Below are 16,357 nucleotides of genomic sequence, written 5' to 3' on the forward strand. Positions count from 1 at the left end.
AGGCATTCCCCAGCGTTACATGCAGCGACTGCTGCAATTTTAAGCCGTATTGTTGCCATAATGTAACAATTGACCGGCGAAGGCCCAAAACGGGCAGTTTTCGCGCAGACTTGACCGATTTTATTGCGAAATTTCCGCCGATACATTCACGAAAACGCCATTTTGCCGACCGCTTCGCACGGCTTTGTGGCCGTCCGCTCACCGCTTCGGATTTTGGAAACCTCTCGGCCACAAAATCACTGTTGCACGCACCGGGTGAATTCGCTCTAGCTTACGTTTACGGAATTCGGGGAGAGGATTTTCATGAACACTCTATTCAAATCGCTGCTTGGGGCAGGCTGCGCGGTTGTCGCGATGGTTGGAGCAGCGAATGCCGGCGGCCTGGAGCGCGGTGGCTACAACATCGACCTGCTGTTCGATCCGTCGCGTTTCGCGGCTGAGGCGGCAGCCACCTATGTCATGCCGGATCGCGAACTGAATAACGTGCGCGACACCAACCCGCTCAACGGCGTCGGCGCCACAGGCCGCGGCGGTGGCCAGACCAACGGCGTCAAGGACACCGAGGACTATTGGGTGCCGCGCATCGGCTTCAAGGCCGGCATAGGCGAGAGTGTCGACTGTCTGGTCGATTATTCGCAGCCATGGGGCGCCCACACCAATCCGGGCCGCAACTGGGCAGGCGCCAACGACAACATCGAAACAAAGATCAACAGCGACAACTATGGAGCCACCTGCTCGTACAAGATGCCGGTAGGCAGCGGCCAGTTCCGCTTGCTCGGCGGCGTTTTCTATCAGGAAGTCGACGGCTTCAAGGAACGCCTTGTGGTGGGTGGCGTGCCTGCGGCCCTCGGAACCGGCGTCGGCCGTCTCGACCTGGGCGACTCGGGGGTAGGCTGGCGCGTTGGCGCGGCCTATGAAATCCCCGAAATCGCCCTGCGCGCGAGCCTGGTTTACAACTCCTCGGTCGATCTTGATGGCCTGAGCGGCACGGTGGATCTGACGCAGATCCCGGCGATCATTCTGCCTCCCACCGATCCACGCCGCGCCATCTTCGGTCGGGTGACATCGGTCTTCGGTGAAGCGACCATGCCTGAAATGGTTGAATTGAAGGTTCAGTCCGGCATCGCGCCCGATTGGTTGGCTTTCGGTTCGATCAAGTGGACCAACTGGAGCCGGCTCCAGACCGTCGACCTGTGCGTTGCCGGCACGGAATCCATCCCTTGCGTTCAGGGCGGCCCGACCTTCGTGACGTCTCTCGATCTGCTCTATCGTGATGGCTGGACGGTTTCCGGCGGTGTCGGCCACAAGTTCAACGATCAGTGGAGCGGCGCAGCCAACATTACCTGGGATCGCGGTACCACCACCGGTCTCAGCTCCCAGACCGATACCTGGACGTTCGGTGGCGGTGTCGCCTACACGCCGAACCAGAGCGTCGAGCTTCGTCTCGCCGGCGCCCTTGGCATAATGACCAGCGGCTCCGCTGGTCGGGTCGTCAAGGATGGCGTCTCTTATGGCAACGACGTGGCCTATGATTTCGACAATGATCTGGTCAGCGCCTTGTCGGCACAGTTGAAGATCAAGTGGTAACAGCAACAGACTGAGAAAAAGCCGGGCACTGCCCGGCTTTTTTGTTGTCTGGTCCGATAGTTATCCAAGGCTTCAGCATGCGATAGCGGGCGTTATACGCCGCATGTCTGGCGTTGGCCGCTCAGCGATTTGTGACGATTCGGCAACACTGTCTCGATATGCGAATGGCTACATATTCCGGCCGCCTGATTTGCCCATTTCCCGCCATAAACCAAGCGCACCCGAAAGGTAGTTCTTGTGCGCGTAAAGTATGACCGCGGCATGAGGGCGCCGCGATCTCAGCGGCAAGGACATCGATGGACGCTAGCGTAACCAAAAAGGCCAAGCTTCCCAGCCGGCATGTGACCGAGGGGCCGGCGCGTGCGCCGCACCGCTCCTATTTATATGCCATGGGGTTGTCGGCCACTGAGATCGCCCAGCCGCTTGTCGGGGTGGCGAGTTGCTGGAATGAGGCGGCTCCTTGCAACATCTCGTTGATGCGCCAGGCGCAGGTGGTGAAGAAGGGCGTCGCCGCCGCCAACGGCACACCCCGCGAATTCTGCACGATCACCGTTACCGACGGTATCGCCATGGGGCACCAGGGCATGAAGTCGTCGCTGGTGTCGCGCGACGTCATCGCCGATTCCATTGAGCTCACCATGCGCGGCCATTGCTATGACGCCATCGTCGGGCTTGCCGGCTGCGACAAGTCGCTGCCAGGCATGATGATGGCCATGGTGCGGCTCAACGTGCCGGCAGTCTTCATCTATGGCGGCTCGATCCTGCCGGGCAGCTATCGCGGTCGCCAGATCACCGTGCAAGACGTGTTCGAGGCGGTGGGCCAGCATTCGGTCGGCGCCATCGACGATGCCGAGCTTTTGGAGATCGAGCAGGCTGCGTGCCCGTCGGCCGGCTCGTGTGGCGCCCAATTCACTGCCAACACCATGGCCACGGTCGCCGAGGCGATCGGCCTTGCCTTACCCTATTCCTGCGGTGCGCCGGCGCCCTACGAGATGCGCGACCGATTCAATTTCGCGTCCGGCGAAAAGGTGATGGAGCTGATCGCCAAAAACATCCGGCCGCGCGACATCGTCACCCGCAAATCGCTGGAAAATGCCGCCGCCGTCGTTTCCGCAACCGGCGGCTCGACCAATGCAGCACTTCATCTGCCGGCGATCGCCCATGAAGCCGGTATTTCGTTCGATCTTTTCGACGTTGCCGAAATCTTTGCGAAGACGCCTTACATTGCCGACCTGAAGCCGGGTGGCAAATATGTGGCGAAAGATATGTTCGAGGCTGGCGGCATTCCGCTGCTGATGAAAACAATGTTGGAAAACGGCTACTTACACGGCGATTGCCTCACCGTGACGGGTCGCACTTTGGCCGAAAACATGGAGCATGTTCGCTGGAATGACAGCCAGGACGTGGTACATCCGGCCGACAAGCCGATCACCGTGACTGGCGGGGTCGTCGGGCTCAAGGGGAATTTGGCCCCTGAAGGCGCGATCGTGAAGGTTGCGGGTATGGCCGTGTTGAAGTTTTCCGGCCCGGCGCGTTGCTTCGACAGCGAGGAAGAGTGTTTCGAGGCGGTGTCCAGTCGTAATTACAAGGAAGGCGAGGTTCTCGTCATCCGCTACGAGGGCCCCAGGGGCGGCCCGGGCATGCGCGAGATGCTGTCGACGACGGCGGCACTCTATGGCCAGGGCATGGGCGGCAAGGTCGCCTTGATAACGGACGGGCGCTTCTCAGGCGCCACCCGCGGCTTCTGTATCGGCCATGTCGGCCCTGAGGCAGCCGTCGGCGGTCCCATCGGATTGCTGAGGGATGGCGATGTCATCACCATCGATGCCGTGAATGGCGTCCTGGACGTTGCGCTGTCCGACGAAGAACTCAAAGCCCGGGCAAAGGGCTGGAAGCCGCGCACCACCGACTATCAGTCGGGCGCGCTTTGGAAATATGCACAAACGGTGGGTCCGGCCCGCAATGGCGCGGTGACCCATCCCGGTGGAGCGAAAGAAACGCATTGCTATGCCGACATTTGAAACCATGAGGACCGCGATCCTGTCGGCTGTCGTCGCCGCAGCGACCTTCGGCTGTGCCGGAGGTGCGTTTGCGCAGGACGAAGCGCCGAAGCGCTCCAGCCCTTGGGCGGTGTTCAAGTTCGGCTTCTCCGCATACAAGAACGGCCACAAGGACCAGGCCGTGGAGGCTTATCGCTACGCCGCCGAAAACGGCCAGATCGGGGCCACCTGGAAGCTCGCCCGCATGTATGCGGAAGGCGACGGCGTCACCCGCGACGACTACGAGGCGTTCAAGTTCTTCAACGAGATCGCGCAGCAGGATGTCGAGCCCGGCAGCCCGGAAGAGAGCTACGTGTCAGATGCTCTTGTTGCGCTGGGTGGATACCTGAAGCAGGGCATTCCCGGCAGTCCAGTCCGCGCCAATCCGGCCGCGGCGCAGGAATTCTACATGCGGGCGGCCGCCAATTACCGCAACCCGGTCGCCCAGTTCGAAATGGGCAACATGTTCCTCAAGGGCGAGGGCGGCGTTAAGGCCAGCCTGCGCCAGGCCGGCCGCTGGTTCCAGCTCGCCGCCGAAAAGGGCCATGCGGGCGCCCAGGCGACGCTCGGCAACCTCCTCTTCGAAAGAGGCAAGGTGGTGCGCGGCCTCGCCATGATGACGGCAGCCCTGGAGCGTGCCAATCCGATCGACCGCATCTGGATCCGTTCGATGCAGGAAGAAGCGTTTTCGCTGGCCGGCGAATCGGATCGCCGCACGGCGATTGCGCTGGCCGAGGATATCCTCACCAAGGGACCTGAGGCCGACGGCGGAGATGGCGCCGATGCGGCGGCTGACAATGGCGGCGGCGGGAGCCGGCTCGGCTTCGGACAATAATTATCGGGCTGTCGGCTTCTCTGGATTGTCCGTGTGGACATGACCGACAAGGGCAGATGCGGCAGCTGAAAGCCACGATTGATCGATAGGGGCGGCGGATGCGCTGGGGCAGCCGTCCTGCACTTTCTTCCATGACGAATTATTGAGTTCCATGCCGCAGCGGGCAAGCTGCATGCCGTCCGGCAGTTTCAGGCAGGCTAGCTGGCCCTGTTCGAATTCGCGTCCGTTGGCGCGGCACTGGCAGTCTGCGTACGCCGGCGCTTGCGATGCAACAAGGACCGCGAGGGCAATCAGGCATGATCCGATCAACGCCTTCATGACCCGACAATAACACGCCGGCTCACTGCTTGCACGCGGGATCGGCGTCAGGATCGGGTGTTATCAGCGGCCGCGACTTGGCCAGAAAAACCAGACCAGCCACGTGGCGGTTACGACCCAGACCGTCGCGATGAAGATCAGCCCGGCGCGGCTTGCCGGATGAAGCTCTCTCCGGACTGCCTCCTCACGAAATTCTTGCATCAGTGCAGCTGGAACGAGCTTTATGGCAAACAGAATACCAAGCGGCACGATGATCAAATCATCGAGGTAGCCGACCACCGGAATCAAGTCCGGGATGAGATCGATCGGGCTCAGCGCATAGGCGGCGACGGCGCCGGCTACAGCCTTTGCATACCAGGGCACCCGGGGGTCGCGGGCGGCCAGCCAGAGCGCAACGACGTCTCGCTTGACGCTTCGCGCCCATCGCTTGAGCGAAGAGAAGATTGTTGCATTGCCATTCATTGGCCTCGCCACACCAGGCCTCGGCTTTTCTTGGCAGCGTCAGGCTGCCTGCAGCGACAGCTCAATAGCCGTCGGCACGTGGTCGGACGGCTTTTCCCAGGCGCGCACATGCTTTTCCACCGAGGCCGAGGCCAACCGATTGGCCGCTTCGGGCGACAGCATCAGGTGGTCAATGCGGATGCCGTTGTTCTTCTGCCAGGCGCCTGCCTGATAGTCCCAGAACGTGTAGACGCCCGCCGCGTCGGTTGTCGCGCGGAGGGCCTCGGTGAAGCCGAGGTTTTCCAGACGCCGGAAGGCCTGGCGGGTTTCCGGCTGGAACAGCGCATCGGTGACCCAGTTTTCCGGAAACCGCGCGTCGATAGGCTCGGGGATGACGTTGTAGTCGCCGGCCAGCACCAGAGGCTCCTCGAGTTCCAGCCGCTGGGCGGCCCAGCGCTCCAGCCGCTGCATCCAGCCGAGCTTGTAGGGAAATTTTTCCGTGCCGACCGGATTGCCGTTGGGCAGGTAGAGCGAGACGACGCGCAGCGCCCCCTTGTCGGTCGAAAACACGCCTTCGATGAATCGCGCATGGTCGTCGGCATCGTCGCCCGGCAGTCCCCGGTTCACCTCGTCGAACGGCAGCTTCGACAGGATGGCGACACCGTTGAAACCTTTCTGGCCAAGGGTCTCGACATTATAGCCGAGCGCTTCGATTTCCAGGCGAGGAAACTGGTCGTCGGCCGACTTGATCTCCTGCAGGCAGACGATGTCCGGCGCGCTTTCGGTGAGCCAATGCAGCAGGTTTCCAATGCGGGCCCTGACGCCGTTTATGTTCCAGGTCACTATTTTCATTAAAATCACGCAACTATTTCAAGGAATTCTTGGGTGGCGGAATCCACGGGACCGGTCGATCCTGCAATATCCTTCGAGGGAAGGGAACCCGGCCAGGGAACGGCCGGCAAATAAATGGGAATACCGTTATGTCATCAACCACGCATCCCGTGGACGAGGTGCTGCCCGCACCGCGTCTTGCCGCGCTCGGCATCCAGCATGTCCTCGTCATGTACGCCGGCGCCATCGCCGTACCGCTCATCGTCGGGCGCGCCCTGAAGCTGGACCCGGAACAGGTTGCCTTCCTGATTTCCGCCGACCTATTCGTCTGCGGCATCGTCACCATCATCCAGTCGTTCGGCGCCACCCAATGGTTCGGCATCAAGCTGCCAGTGATGATGGGTGTCACCTTCGCCGCTGTCGGCCCGATGGTCGCCATTGCCAATGCCAACCCGGGTCCGGATGGCGCCCGCATCCTGTTTGGCGCCATCATTGGTGCCGGCCTGATCGGCATCGTCATTGCGCCGCTCGCCAGCCGTATGTTGCGGTTCTTTCCCCCGGTGGTCACCGGCACCATCATCGTGGTGATCGGCGCCTCGCTGATGCGGGTCGGCATCAACTGGATTTTCGGTACGCCGGCCGGTCCGACCGCGCCGAGGCTCGTGGCCCCCGAACACGCCGAGTGGCTGAAGACCGTAACCGAAATGGCTGGAACCGCCGGCTCTGCCATTCCGGCCATTCCGGCCAAGCTCGCGCTGGCGCCGATGCTTGAGAATGCCGCCTATGCGCCGCTGTCCAACATTGCGGTGTCGGCGGTCGTGCTGGGGTCGATCCTGCTGATCGCCAAATTCGGCAAGGGTTTTGTCTCCAACATCGCAGTCTTGCTCGGCATCGTCATCGGCGGCCTGCTGACTGCGGGCCTAGGCATGATGCATTTCGACAAGGTCGCCAATGCCGAGTGGTTCGCCATCATCACGCCGTTCCATTTCGGCATGCCGATCTTCGATCCCGTGCTGATTATCACCATGACGCTGGTGATGATCGTCACGCTGATCGAGTCGACCGGAATGTTCCTCGCGCTTTCCGATCTCACCGGGCGCAAAATGACGCAGGCAAGCCTGTCTGCCGGCCTCAGGACCGATGGTCTGGGCACGGTCATCGGCGGCATCTTCAACACGTTTCCCTACACCAGCTTCTCGCAGAATGTCGGACTGGTCGGGGTCACCGGTATCAAGAGCCGCTTTGTCTGCGTCGCCGGCGGTGTCATCCTCGTCATCTTCGGCCTGGTGCCGAAGATGGGCGCGCTGGTCGAGGCGCTGCCGACCGTGGTGCTTGGCGGCGCCGGACTGGTGATGTTCGGCATGGTCGCCGCGACGGGCATTCGCATCCTGTCAAATGTCGACTTCAAGACGCAGCGCAACAACATGTTCGTTGTCGCGGTGTCGGTTGGCCTCGGCATGATCCCGCTTGTGGCGCCCGACTTCAAGATGTGGCTGCCTCACGCCATCCATCCGCTGGTCGAATCCGGCATCCTGCTGGCGACGGTATCGGCGGTCGTGCTCAACGCCTTCTTCAACGGCACCCGCGTCGACGAGGCCGAAATGCGCGAAGCGGCGATGGCCGCCGAGGCTTGATCGCCTGAAACAAGGAAAGGGCCTGCGTAATGCGGCCCTTTCTGCGTTTGGCGTCCATCAAGCCGCTATTGTCGCGCGCTTGCGGGCAGGCATCGTCATGGCAACCACGCCTGCGATGACACAGACCAGCCCGATGCCGGCGGTGGTGGTAACCGCTTCGCCGAGGAAGACCACACCGATCGCTACGCCGACAGGCACCCTTATGTAGGCCTGCGCGGTAGCGGCAACCGAACCCAGCGTGCGGAGCAGCCTGAAATAGATGGCGAAGGCGAGTGCGGTCGAGAAGACCGAAAGCGCGGCGAGCGCCAGCATGGAATCCATCGACGGCGTCAGCGTCCACGGCCGGTCGATCACAAGGCTTAGCGGCATCAGGATCGCTGCGCCCGAAATCAGTGAACCGGCAGCCGGCACCATCGGATCGAAATCCCCGAAGCTTTTGCCGAAGGTCGCGGCCGCGGCATAGCAGACGGTTGCGGCGACGACGGCGAGCTGCGCCCACAACTGGTCGCCGAGACCGTTCAGCGCCTGCACGCCGATGATCAGGCAGACGCCGGCCAATCCCGCTACCACGCCGAACAGTTTTCGCGCCGTCACCTGTTCGTGGCGGGTCACCAGCACGGTGAGCAGGAAGGCGAAGATCGGCGTCATCGAGTTCAGGATGGCGGCCAGCCCGGCATCGATGGAACGCTCGGCCCAGGCGATCAGCGTAAAGGGGATGGCGCTGTTCAGGCAGGCCTGGAACAGGAATTTTCCCCACGTTGCCACATCAAGCGGCAGTCTCAGCCCGCGCCAGCGCAGCACCGCCAGCAGGATCGATCCCGCAATCAGCGTGCGCATGGCGATCAGCGTCAGCGGCGGGATGGTCTCCACGCCGATCTTGATGAAGGTGTAAGAGGCGCCCCATAGCGTCGCCAGCACGAGAAGCAGGGCAAGTTCGGTGGGTTGGTTGGTCTTGGCGGGCATCGCAGGCGTCCTCATGTGTTTTCGATGAGGCTGTTCTAGCGCGCCACCATGGCGCGATGTTTCGATGCGGGCCGAAGTATGGGAGGGCGTTCAGCTCGGCTTGCGCTCGACCAGCGCGATTGTATTGCCGGCAGGATCTTTCACGAAAGCCATCCACTCGCTTTCGCCGGCCGGGCCGAACTGGCCGGCCATATCCGTGTGAACAAGTTCGGCGGGAATGGCGATGTCGACGCCTTTCACCGTAATTCCCGCACAGAAGCTGTCGATATCCGCGATGTCGAGATAGGTCGTTGCCGGCTTATTGGTGGCGGAAAAGAACAGGCGCACACCGCCGATCATCACGAAAGCGATGCCGGGGGGATCGAAGCGGGCGTGGGTGGGAACGAGAAGAATGTCGCGCCAATAGGCGAGCGTGGCGTCGAGATCGGGGCCGGCGGCAAGTGCGACCTGTCGTATCGCGTTCGGGCGCTGGACCGCCCCACCCATTGGATCAGATTGAAAAACTGGTGCCGCAGCCGCAGCCAGCGACCGCGTTGGGGTTCTTGATCTGGAACGACTGGCCCATCAGGTCGTCGACGAAATCGACCACCGAGCCGCCCATGTAGACGAGGGACAGGTCATCGACGAGCAGCGTCGCGCCATCCTTTTCGATGGCGACATCGTCATCGTTGCGGCCATCGACCAGATCGAACTTGTAGGAAAACCCGGAACAGCCGCCGCCTTCGACGGAGATGCGCAGCGCGATCTTGCCCGGCTCGTCGGCGACGATCTTGGCGATCCGCTTTGCCGCGGCTTCGGTCATCTCCACTTTCATGGCAGTCTTGGCATCGGCGCCCATCGACGTCACCTTGCTTTCGTCTCTGCACCATAGGTATGAACGGGCGAGGGGCAAGTCAACCGGCGGCATCAGCGGATGGTACCTGCAAAGCTCGGCGATATCGGCTTCGGCTACCGGCCGCGGGCCGCCTATGCCTGCGATCCGGCGAAGTCGCGCGGGCGCTTTTGCGACGAGGTCGAGAGCCCGACCCGCACGCCGTTCCAGCGCGATCGCGACCGCATCATTCATTCGACCGCCTTCCGCCGGCTGAAGCACAAGACGCAAGTGTTTGTCGCCCATGAAGGCGACCACTACCGCACCCGGCTTACTCATACCATTGAAGTGGCGCAGATCGCCCGCGCTCTGGCGCGTGCGCTGCGCTGCGACGAGGATCTCGCCGAAGCGGTGGCGCTGGTCCACGATTTCGGCCACACGCCATTTGGCCACACCGGCGAGGATGCGCTCAACGAAAAGATGGCGGCATGGGGCGGCTTCGACCACAACGCGCAGTCGCTGCGTGTCGTGACCAGTCTTGAGAAGCGCTACGCCGAATTCGACGGGCTGAACCTGACCTGGGAAACGCTGGAAGGCCTGGTCAAGCACAACGGCCCGCTCACCGACGCCAGCGGGGCCGCGATGAAACGCCCGGTGCCCAAGACCATCCTCGACTATTCCACCCTGCACGACCTCGAACTCGACCGTTTCGCCAGCGTGGAAGCGCAGTGCGCGGCGATTGCCGACGACATCGCCTACAACACCCATGATATCGACGACGGCCTGAGGGCAGGGCTGCTCAGCCTGGAGATGCTGGAGGAGGTGCCGCTGTCGGGCGAAATCCTGAAAGGCGTGCGCACCCGCTACCCGGTCCTCGATCCCGTCCGCACTGGCCACGAGCTGATGCGCCGGCAGATCACCCACATGGTCGAGGACGTCATCGCGACAGCAACCGCAAACATTGCCGAGATCGACCCGCAAAGCCCCGACGATGTACACGCCGCCGGCCGGGCCATGGTTTCCTTCTCCGTGGAAATGGGCGAGGCGGAGAAGTCGCTGAAGGCGTTTCTTTACAAGAACCTTTACCGAGCCGAAGAAGTGATGCGGGTGCGCGCCGATGCGGATCAGGTGGTGCGCGACCTGTTCGACGCCTATTTCGCCGACCCGGCGATCATGCCGGAGGGCTGGCGCGAAATCCTCGGCCGCGCCGAGGACCGCATCAAGGCGCGCCATGTGGCCGACTTCCTGGCCGGCATGACCGACACCTACGCCCTCAAGGAACACCGCCGCTTGTTTGACCACACGCCGGATTTGAGTTAGGGCGAACCCAGTTTTCCGGCTGTTTTTTGCCGGCGCATCCCCGAAATTCCTGGACCTTGATGATGAACATTTTCGCCGATTTCAACGAGCGGATCAAAAAGATCGTAGAAACGCTTGAACTGAAAGCCCAAGACGGCGGCGCGCTTGACCTTTCGCGCATCGCCGTCGAGCCGCCGCGCGACGCATCGCATGGCGATCTGGCGATCAACGCCGCGATGGTTCTCGCTAAGCAGGTGGGCGAAAATCCGCGCGCGGTTGCCGAGCGCATCGCTGCCGAACTGAAGCGCGACGCCGATGTGGTCGGTGTGGAGGTCGCCGGGCCGGGTTTCGTCAATTTGAGGCTCAACGACGGTTTCTGGCAGGCCCGCCTTGCCGGCATACTTGACGAAGCCACCGACTATGGCCGCTCCGAGATCGGGGCCGGTCGCAAGGTCAACGTCGAATATGTTTCGGCCAACCCTACCGGCCCGATGCATGTCGGTCACTGCCGTGGCGCCGTCGTCGGCGACGCGCTGGCCAACATCCTGGCGTTCTCCGGCCACGATGTGACCAAGGAATATTACATCAACGACGCAGGCGTGCAGATCGGCGTCCTCGCCCGCTCGGCGCTGCTGCGCTACCGGGAGGCGCTGGGCGACGACATCGGCGAAATACCGGCGGGCCTCTATCCCGGCGATTATCTCGTGCCGGTTGGCCAGGCCCTGGCCAAGGAATTCGGCCGCGATCTGCTGCAGAAACCGGAAGACGAGGCACTCGGCCTCATCGCCGATCGCACGATCGACGCCATGCTGGCGATGATCCGCGAGGATCTGGCGCTGCTCAACGTCAACCACGAAGTGTTTTTCTCCGAGCGCAAGTTGCACGCCGACAACGCCAAGGCGATCCGTTCGGCGATCACCGACCTGACCCTGAAGGGCCACGTCTACAAGGGCACGCTGCCGCCGCCCAAGGGCCAGAAGGACGAGGACTGGGAGGATCGCGAGCAGACGCTGTTTCGCTCCACCGATGTCGGCGACGACATCGACAGGCCGCTGGTCAAGTCCGACGGCAGCTACACCTATTTCGCCGCCGACGTCGCCTACATCAAGGACAAGCTCGACCGGGGCTTCAACGACCTGATCTTCGTGCTGGGCGCCGACCACAGCGGCTACATCAAGCGCATGGAAGCGCTGGCCAAGGCCGTGTCCGGCGGCGCGGCATCGCTCACCATCCTGATCTGCCAGCTGGTCAAGCTCTACCGCGACGGCGAGCCAGTCCGCATGTCGAAGCGCGCGGGCGAATTCGTGACGCTGCGCGAAGTGGTGGAGGAGGTGGGCCGCGATCCCATCCGCTTCATGATGCTCTACCGCAAGAACGACGCGCCCCTCGATTTCGATTTCGCCAAGGTAACGGAGCAGTCGAAGGACAACCCGGTGTTCTACGTCCAGTATGCCTCGGCGCGCACCCATTCGGTGTTCCGCCAGGCGCGGGAACAGCTCGGCGACCTGCCGTTCGACCGGGCGTCGCTGAAGGCCGCTGCCGGCCGGTTGACCGACGAGGGCGAGATCGCGCTCATCAAGAAGCTCGCTGAATATCCCCGGCTGATCGAAAGTGCAGCGCTAGCGCACGAGCCACATAGGCTGGCTTTTTACCTTTATGACTTGGCCAGCACGTTCCATGGACACTGGAATCGTGGCACCGATAATGTGGACTTACGTTTTGTTAAGGTTAACGACCCACAATTGACTCATGCCAGACTAGGGCTGGTGCAGGCCGTTTCGGATGTTTTGACATCCGGCCTGGCGTTGATCGGAGCCGAGGCTCCGACGGAGATGCGCTAGGAAAACCACGGGATTGCCTGTCACCATTTGCCCACATTGCGCTGGTAGGGCCAACCCCAAGTGACGTCGCCGGCGTCCGACTGAGTGTGAGTGCGGAAAAGACCATGGCAGACAGAAATCAGCTTAAAAAAGCCCCCGAGAAGCCAATCGCAGAAGATGATCCGTTCGCTGAACTGACCCGTATCATGGGGTTCGATCCGCGCGTCCCGGTTACGCCGCGACAGCCGCCAGCGATGGAAAAGCTTGCAGCGCTCGCCGCCCAAGAGGACGATTTTTCGATCGACCTCGAAAAGGAGTTGATGGGCGAGTTTGACGGCTTGCAAGAAGACGCTGAAGTGACGTCTTATGCAGCCGCCCAGGTGGCGCACGACCAGGACAATGCGCCGGTCGACAACGCTGCGGTCGAAGACTTCGACTTTGTCTTCGATGCCGATGTAGCGGCTCCCGAACAGGATCCCGCCATCGCCGCGGCCGCCCATCAGGCGCTTGCCGACGAACTGGACGCTGCCTTCGGCGCCGAGCCGGTCCGCGAATCAGGTGCTGCCGAAATGGACGCCGTTGCATTTGCCGACGAAATCCCCGTCGAGCAACCCGTGGCTGCCGAGCTTGTTCCTGTTCCGCTCGAAGACGAGGCCCTGGCGGACGAGTTCGAAACCGCGTTTGATGGTGAAGCCGAAGAGCCTGCGCCGTTGCAGGCGGTGGAAGACGACCTGGCGGTTGGTGAAATCGAGACGGTTTACGCCGACGACACGGTCGCCGAAGAGCACGGTGCAGCGCTTGCAGATGGTCTGGCTGCCGAGATCGGCGATACCTTCGCTGCGCATTTTGATGATCATCTTTCTGCCGATATGGCGGAGGAGCCGGTGGCTGCCGAGCCGGAACTGCAGGAACCTGCGGTCGAGCCGGAGTTTTTGGCCGAACCCCACCTCGTTTCCGAATCCGAATTCGCGGCTGTCGCGGTGGAAGCGCCCGAGCCGGTTGCCGAAGAAGCCCGGGCCTGCGACGAAGTTGAGGATGCGCCGCTGATCCCGCTTGGTGCGGCTCGCGATCTTGCGCATGCCGACGAGCATTTTGCCTCGATCGATAGCAACTTCGACGCCGAACTGAACAGCGAACGGTCGCAGTCCTTCGATGCTCCGGCCACCGCCGGGGAGGCAGAGGCGGACGATTACGATCTCGAATCTGAATTGAGCGCGTTGCTCGGCAAGGGCAAGTCCGCCCTGACGCCGGTTGCGGCGCCGGCAATCGCGGAAGCCGCCGAGCAGGACGAACCAGAATACTCCGCCGATGAACCGGCGGTGTCCATGGACGACTGGTCTGCAGACCACGAGGACCCGCAGCCCATGGTCGCCGAGGCTGTTGCCGAGGAGATTTCCCCCGAGCCGGAATATTTGGCGGCAGCGGAAACCGCTGAAGCCGATGTCGAGCCGTATTTCGACGAGCCGCTCATGGCCGACGAACGGGACGAATTTGCCGAGGATGCAGATTATCAGCCGGTTGAGACACCGGCCTATGCCGCAGAACAGCCGGCCTATACCTCAGCTCCCTACGCGATCGTTCAGCCGGCGGCTTATGCCGCGCCGACAGAAGCACCCGCCGAAATCGTCGCCGAGACGATGTCCTGGGAACAGTCTGGACAGGAAGAAGACGACCCGCTGAGCGAGTTTGTCGTCGAGCAGGAGCTTGAAGCCGAGCTTGCCGGGCTCGAGGATGACATCGATCTCGGTCTTGACGACCTGGTGCTGGATGACGAACCGGTCGCTGCCGCTTTGGCTGAGCAACCGATTGTTTCGGAACAGTCGCAGGCGACAAAGGCCGCGTTCGCGCCTCCGTCGGCGCCCAGGGCGCCGCAGCCGGCGCCGGTCGAGGCCGAGGAAGAAGATCCGTTCGCGATGCTCGCCGCCATGGTGCGGGACACCCCGCCGGTCGCCCAGCAAACTGTCCGGTCGCCGGCTTCGGCCAGCATGAGTTTCCAGGATCTACCGCGGAGCGAAGCTCCCAAAGTCAGTGAGAGTTCAGTGTCGACGACCGAGTATCAGTATCAGAGCCGTTCACATGCCAATCGCGCACCGGTCAACGTGCCGGACATCGACACCATCGATGTGCCCGAGACGGCGGTGGCGCTTGCCGACGATCTCGATATTCCGGAACTCACTTTCGAGGATGATCTGCCGCCGGCCACCGATTTCGACGATTTCGAAGCCGAACTGGCGAGCGCATTCAACCCGCAGCCGGTTGCGCACCCTGCTGCCGAGCCGGTGCGCGACGTTCCGCGCCAGGCCTACCAGCACGAATATGCACAGTACCAACAGCAGCCGACACCAGCTGAGCAGGGCTATTATGGCGCTGCGGCGATAGCCGCTGCGGCGGCTGCGTCTACTGCCTATGCTCCGGCCCAGCCGGCTCAGCCGGCCGCTTATGCAGATGACCGTTATGCCGACCCCAACGGCCGTACTCCGGCTGGCGGCCAGGCACAGGGCGCTGATCGCGCCATGGACGATGACGATCTCGCCTACGATCCCGAGCTCAACGAGGACATGGCGATCCCGGCCTATCATGAAGCCGCCGAGCGCCAATCTTCCGGCAACCGGCGTGGCCTGATGATGGCGGCGATCGTCGGTGGCGTGGTTCTGATCGGCGGTGTCGGTGCTTATGTCCTGTTCGGTGGCGGCAGCGGTTCTGATGCTCCCGCAGTCGTCCTCGCCGACACCGATCCGGTCAAGGTGCGTCCGGAAAATCCCGGCGGCACCAGCGTACCGAACCAGGATAACAAGGTCTTCCAGACCATGAACGGGACCGACAAGGCGACTGGCCCGACGCAGGAAAAGCTGATTTCGGGAACCGAAGAGCCGGTTGACGTCGCAGCCCGCGCCGCGCCGCGCGATGTTACCCCGCAGACAGCCGAAGACGGTGAGGCAGCCATCGAGGACGCGCCGTTGACGGGCGACGACGAAATGGCCGCCGACGGAGAGGATCCGGTCGCCGCCGAGATCGCCGCGGCGCCGAAGGGCGAGGACCGTCTCGCGCCGGACGCAACGACGACCACCGCCAACAACGAGGTTGCAGCGGTTGCGCCACGCCGTGTCCGCACGATGGTCGTCCGCGCCGACGGCACCCTGGTTCCGAGCGAAGCACCGGCGCCTGTCGCCGCAGAGCCGCAGGCCGACCAGGCCACGGCTTCCGCGCTTGAACCTGCCGATCCATCGAAGAGCCTTGCCGATCCGATCGCGACGGACGCAACCGGATCGCTGACGCCCGCCGCGCCGGCTGAAACAGCCGCCGCTGCCCCGGCTGCGCCTGCTGCCCAGGCGGCGATGCCGGATTCCGGCCCGGTCGCCCCGTCGCGTCCCGCGGATCAGCCGGTCGACGTCGTTGGCGAGGTCAAGCCGCAGCAGGTCGCTGCCGCCAGCGGTGCCGCCGCCGCGGGTTCCTGGTCGATGCAAATCGCGTCGCAGCCCAGCGAAGCCGCCGCCCAGTCGAGCTATCAGGATCTCGCCCGCCGCTATGGCAGCGTGATCGGCGACAAGGGTGTCAACATCGTCAAGGCCGAGATCGCCGGCAAGGGCACTTTCTGGCGGGTTCGCGTACCGGCCGGTTCGCGCAACGACGCCATCTCGCTCTGCGAGAGCTACAAGGCCGCCGGCGGCAACTGCTTCGTCTCGAAGTAAGCCTAAGTCGGATTTCATCTGGAAGGGCGCGGCCTTGGCTGCGCCCTTCTGCGTTTTGAGCTAAAGGTCGGGAAAGAGGGACGGTTTGCG

13 protein-coding genes are annotated in these 16,357 nt (G+C 62.8%); 7 read left to right on the forward strand and 6 right to left on the reverse strand.

What is annotated here, in order from left to right:
* The first annotated feature begins 303 nt into the window (after positions 1–303).
* The 3 genes from F3H98_RS10825 (at position 304) to F3H98_RS10835 (ending at position 4,461) form a co-directional block, all read left to right on the forward strand.
* Positions 304–1,587: an OmpP1/FadL family transporter gene (locus F3H98_RS10825; RefSeq protein ID WP_149760154.1), complete on the forward strand. Its 1,284-nt coding sequence runs from the start codon at positions 304–306 to the stop codon at positions 1,585–1,587.
* A 296-nt stretch (positions 1,588–1,883) separates the two neighbouring features.
* Positions 1,884–3,608: a dihydroxy-acid dehydratase gene (ilvD, locus tag F3H98_RS10830; protein ID WP_149760155.1), complete on the forward strand. Its 1,725-nt coding sequence runs from the start codon at positions 1,884–1,886 to the stop codon at positions 3,606–3,608.
* The gene (locus F3H98_RS10835; protein WP_149760156.1) at positions 3,595–4,461 is read left to right on the forward strand and encodes a tetratricopeptide repeat protein; all 867 of its coding nucleotides are present in this window, start codon (positions 3,595–3,597) and stop codon (positions 4,459–4,461) included. Before ilvD ends, F3H98_RS10835 begins: the two co-directional genes overlap by 14 nt.
* Here the strand turns inward: F3H98_RS10835 and F3H98_RS10840 are convergent, their stop codons facing one another.
* From F3H98_RS10840 to xth, 3 genes are all read right to left on the reverse strand, one after another.
* A complete protein-coding gene (locus F3H98_RS10840) occupies positions 4,462–4,779 on the reverse strand; it encodes a hypothetical protein (RefSeq protein ID WP_188130392.1) in 318 nt (105 codons plus the stop codon). It lies immediately after the preceding gene.
* A 63-nt stretch (positions 4,780–4,842) separates the two neighbouring features.
* Positions 4,843–5,241, reverse strand: a complete 399-nt coding sequence (locus F3H98_RS10845; protein WP_149760157.1) for a YkvA family protein — start codon at positions 5,239–5,241, stop codon at positions 4,843–4,845.
* Positions 5,242–5,280: 39 nt separating this feature from the next.
* The gene (xth, locus tag F3H98_RS10850; protein WP_149760158.1) at positions 5,281–6,072 is read right to left on the reverse strand and encodes an exodeoxyribonuclease III; all 792 of its coding nucleotides are present in this window, start codon (positions 6,070–6,072) and stop codon (positions 5,281–5,283) included.
* A gap of 128 nt (positions 6,073–6,200) precedes the next feature.
* On the opposite strand from xth, the gene F3H98_RS10855 reads away from it, so the two are divergent.
* Complete coding sequence (locus F3H98_RS10855; protein WP_149760159.1) at positions 6,201–7,685, forward strand: nucleobase:cation symporter-2 family protein; 1,485 nt, start codon at positions 6,201–6,203, stop codon at positions 7,683–7,685.
* 57 nt (positions 7,686–7,742) lie between these two features.
* On the opposite strand, the gene F3H98_RS10860 is transcribed toward F3H98_RS10855, so the two are convergent.
* The 3 genes from F3H98_RS10860 to erpA all read right to left on the reverse strand — a co-directional run bounded on the left by F3H98_RS10860 (position 7,743) and on the right by erpA (position 9,486).
* Positions 7,743–8,648, reverse strand: a complete 906-nt coding sequence (locus F3H98_RS10860; RefSeq protein WP_149760160.1) for a DMT family transporter — start codon at positions 8,646–8,648, stop codon at positions 7,743–7,745.
* A gap of 90 nt (positions 8,649–8,738) precedes the next feature.
* Entirely contained in the window at positions 8,739–9,134 is a 396-nt protein-coding gene (locus tag F3H98_RS10865; RefSeq protein WP_149760161.1) for a VOC family protein, read from the reverse strand.
* 4 nt (positions 9,135–9,138) lie between these two features.
* Positions 9,139–9,486: an iron-sulfur cluster insertion protein ErpA gene (gene erpA / locus F3H98_RS10870; RefSeq protein WP_149760162.1), complete on the reverse strand. Its 348-nt coding sequence runs from the start codon at positions 9,484–9,486 to the stop codon at positions 9,139–9,141.
* Positions 9,487–9,561: 75 nt separating this feature from the next.
* On the opposite strand from erpA, the gene F3H98_RS10875 reads away from it, so the two are divergent.
* From F3H98_RS10875 to F3H98_RS10885, 3 genes are all read left to right on the forward strand, one after another.
* Positions 9,562–10,779, forward strand: a complete 1,218-nt coding sequence (locus tag F3H98_RS10875) for a deoxyguanosinetriphosphate triphosphohydrolase (protein WP_149760163.1) — start codon at positions 9,562–9,564, stop codon at positions 10,777–10,779.
* A gap of 62 nt (positions 10,780–10,841) precedes the next feature.
* Positions 10,842–12,599, forward strand: a complete 1,758-nt coding sequence (gene argS, locus F3H98_RS10880) for an arginine--tRNA ligase (RefSeq protein WP_149760345.1) — start codon at positions 10,842–10,844, stop codon at positions 12,597–12,599.
* Between the two features lie 104 nt (positions 12,600–12,703).
* Entirely contained in the window at positions 12,704–16,267 is a 3,564-nt protein-coding gene (locus F3H98_RS10885) for an SPOR domain-containing protein (RefSeq protein WP_149760164.1), read from the forward strand.
* Positions 16,268–16,357: the final 90 nt, after the last annotated feature.

Source organism: Neomesorhizobium albiziae (genome assembly GCF_900114255.1).
GTDB lineage: Bacteria > Pseudomonadota > Alphaproteobacteria > Rhizobiales > Rhizobiaceae > Neomesorhizobium > Neomesorhizobium albiziae.

What these genes read in the sequence shown, in the direction of transcription:
- F3H98_RS10855 (WP_149760159.1), top strand. Translation starts at nt 6,201, where the DNA reads ATGTCATCAACCACGCATCCCGTGGACGAGGTGCTGCCCGCACCGCGT.
- F3H98_RS10825 (WP_149760154.1), top strand. Translation starts at nt 304, where the DNA reads ATGAACACTCTATTCAAATCGCTGCTTGGGGCAGGCTGCGCGGTTGTC.
- F3H98_RS10875 (WP_149760163.1), top strand. Translation starts at nt 9,562, where the DNA reads ATGGTACCTGCAAAGCTCGGCGATATCGGCTTCGGCTACCGGCCGCGG.
- erpA (WP_149760162.1), bottom strand. Translation starts at nt 9,486, where the DNA reads ATGGGCGCCGATGCCAAGACTGCCATGAAAGTGGAGATGACCGAAGCC.
- ilvD (WP_149760155.1), top strand. Translation starts at nt 1,884, where the DNA reads ATGGACGCTAGCGTAACCAAAAAGGCCAAGCTTCCCAGCCGGCATGTG.
- F3H98_RS10845 (WP_149760157.1), bottom strand. Translation starts at nt 5,241, where the DNA reads ATGAATGGCAATGCAACAATCTTCTCTTCGCTCAAGCGATGGGCGCGA.
- argS (WP_149760345.1), top strand. Translation starts at nt 10,842, where the DNA reads ATGAACATTTTCGCCGATTTCAACGAGCGGATCAAAAAGATCGTAGAA.
- xth (WP_149760158.1), bottom strand. Translation starts at nt 6,072, where the DNA reads ATGAAAATAGTGACCTGGAACATAAACGGCGTCAGGGCCCGCATTGGA.
- F3H98_RS10865 (WP_149760161.1), bottom strand. Translation starts at nt 9,134, where the DNA reads ATGGGTGGGGCGGTCCAGCGCCCGAACGCGATACGACAGGTCGCACTT.
- F3H98_RS10860 (WP_149760160.1), bottom strand. Translation starts at nt 8,648, where the DNA reads ATGCCCGCCAAGACCAACCAACCCACCGAACTTGCCCTGCTTCTCGTG.
- F3H98_RS10835 (WP_149760156.1), top strand. Translation starts at nt 3,595, where the DNA reads ATGCCGACATTTGAAACCATGAGGACCGCGATCCTGTCGGCTGTCGTC.
- F3H98_RS10885 (WP_149760164.1), top strand. Translation starts at nt 12,704, where the DNA reads ATGGCAGACAGAAATCAGCTTAAAAAAGCCCCCGAGAAGCCAATCGCA.
- F3H98_RS10840 (WP_188130392.1), bottom strand. Translation starts at nt 4,779, where the DNA reads ATGAAGGCGTTGATCGGATCATGCCTGATTGCCCTCGCGGTCCTTGTT.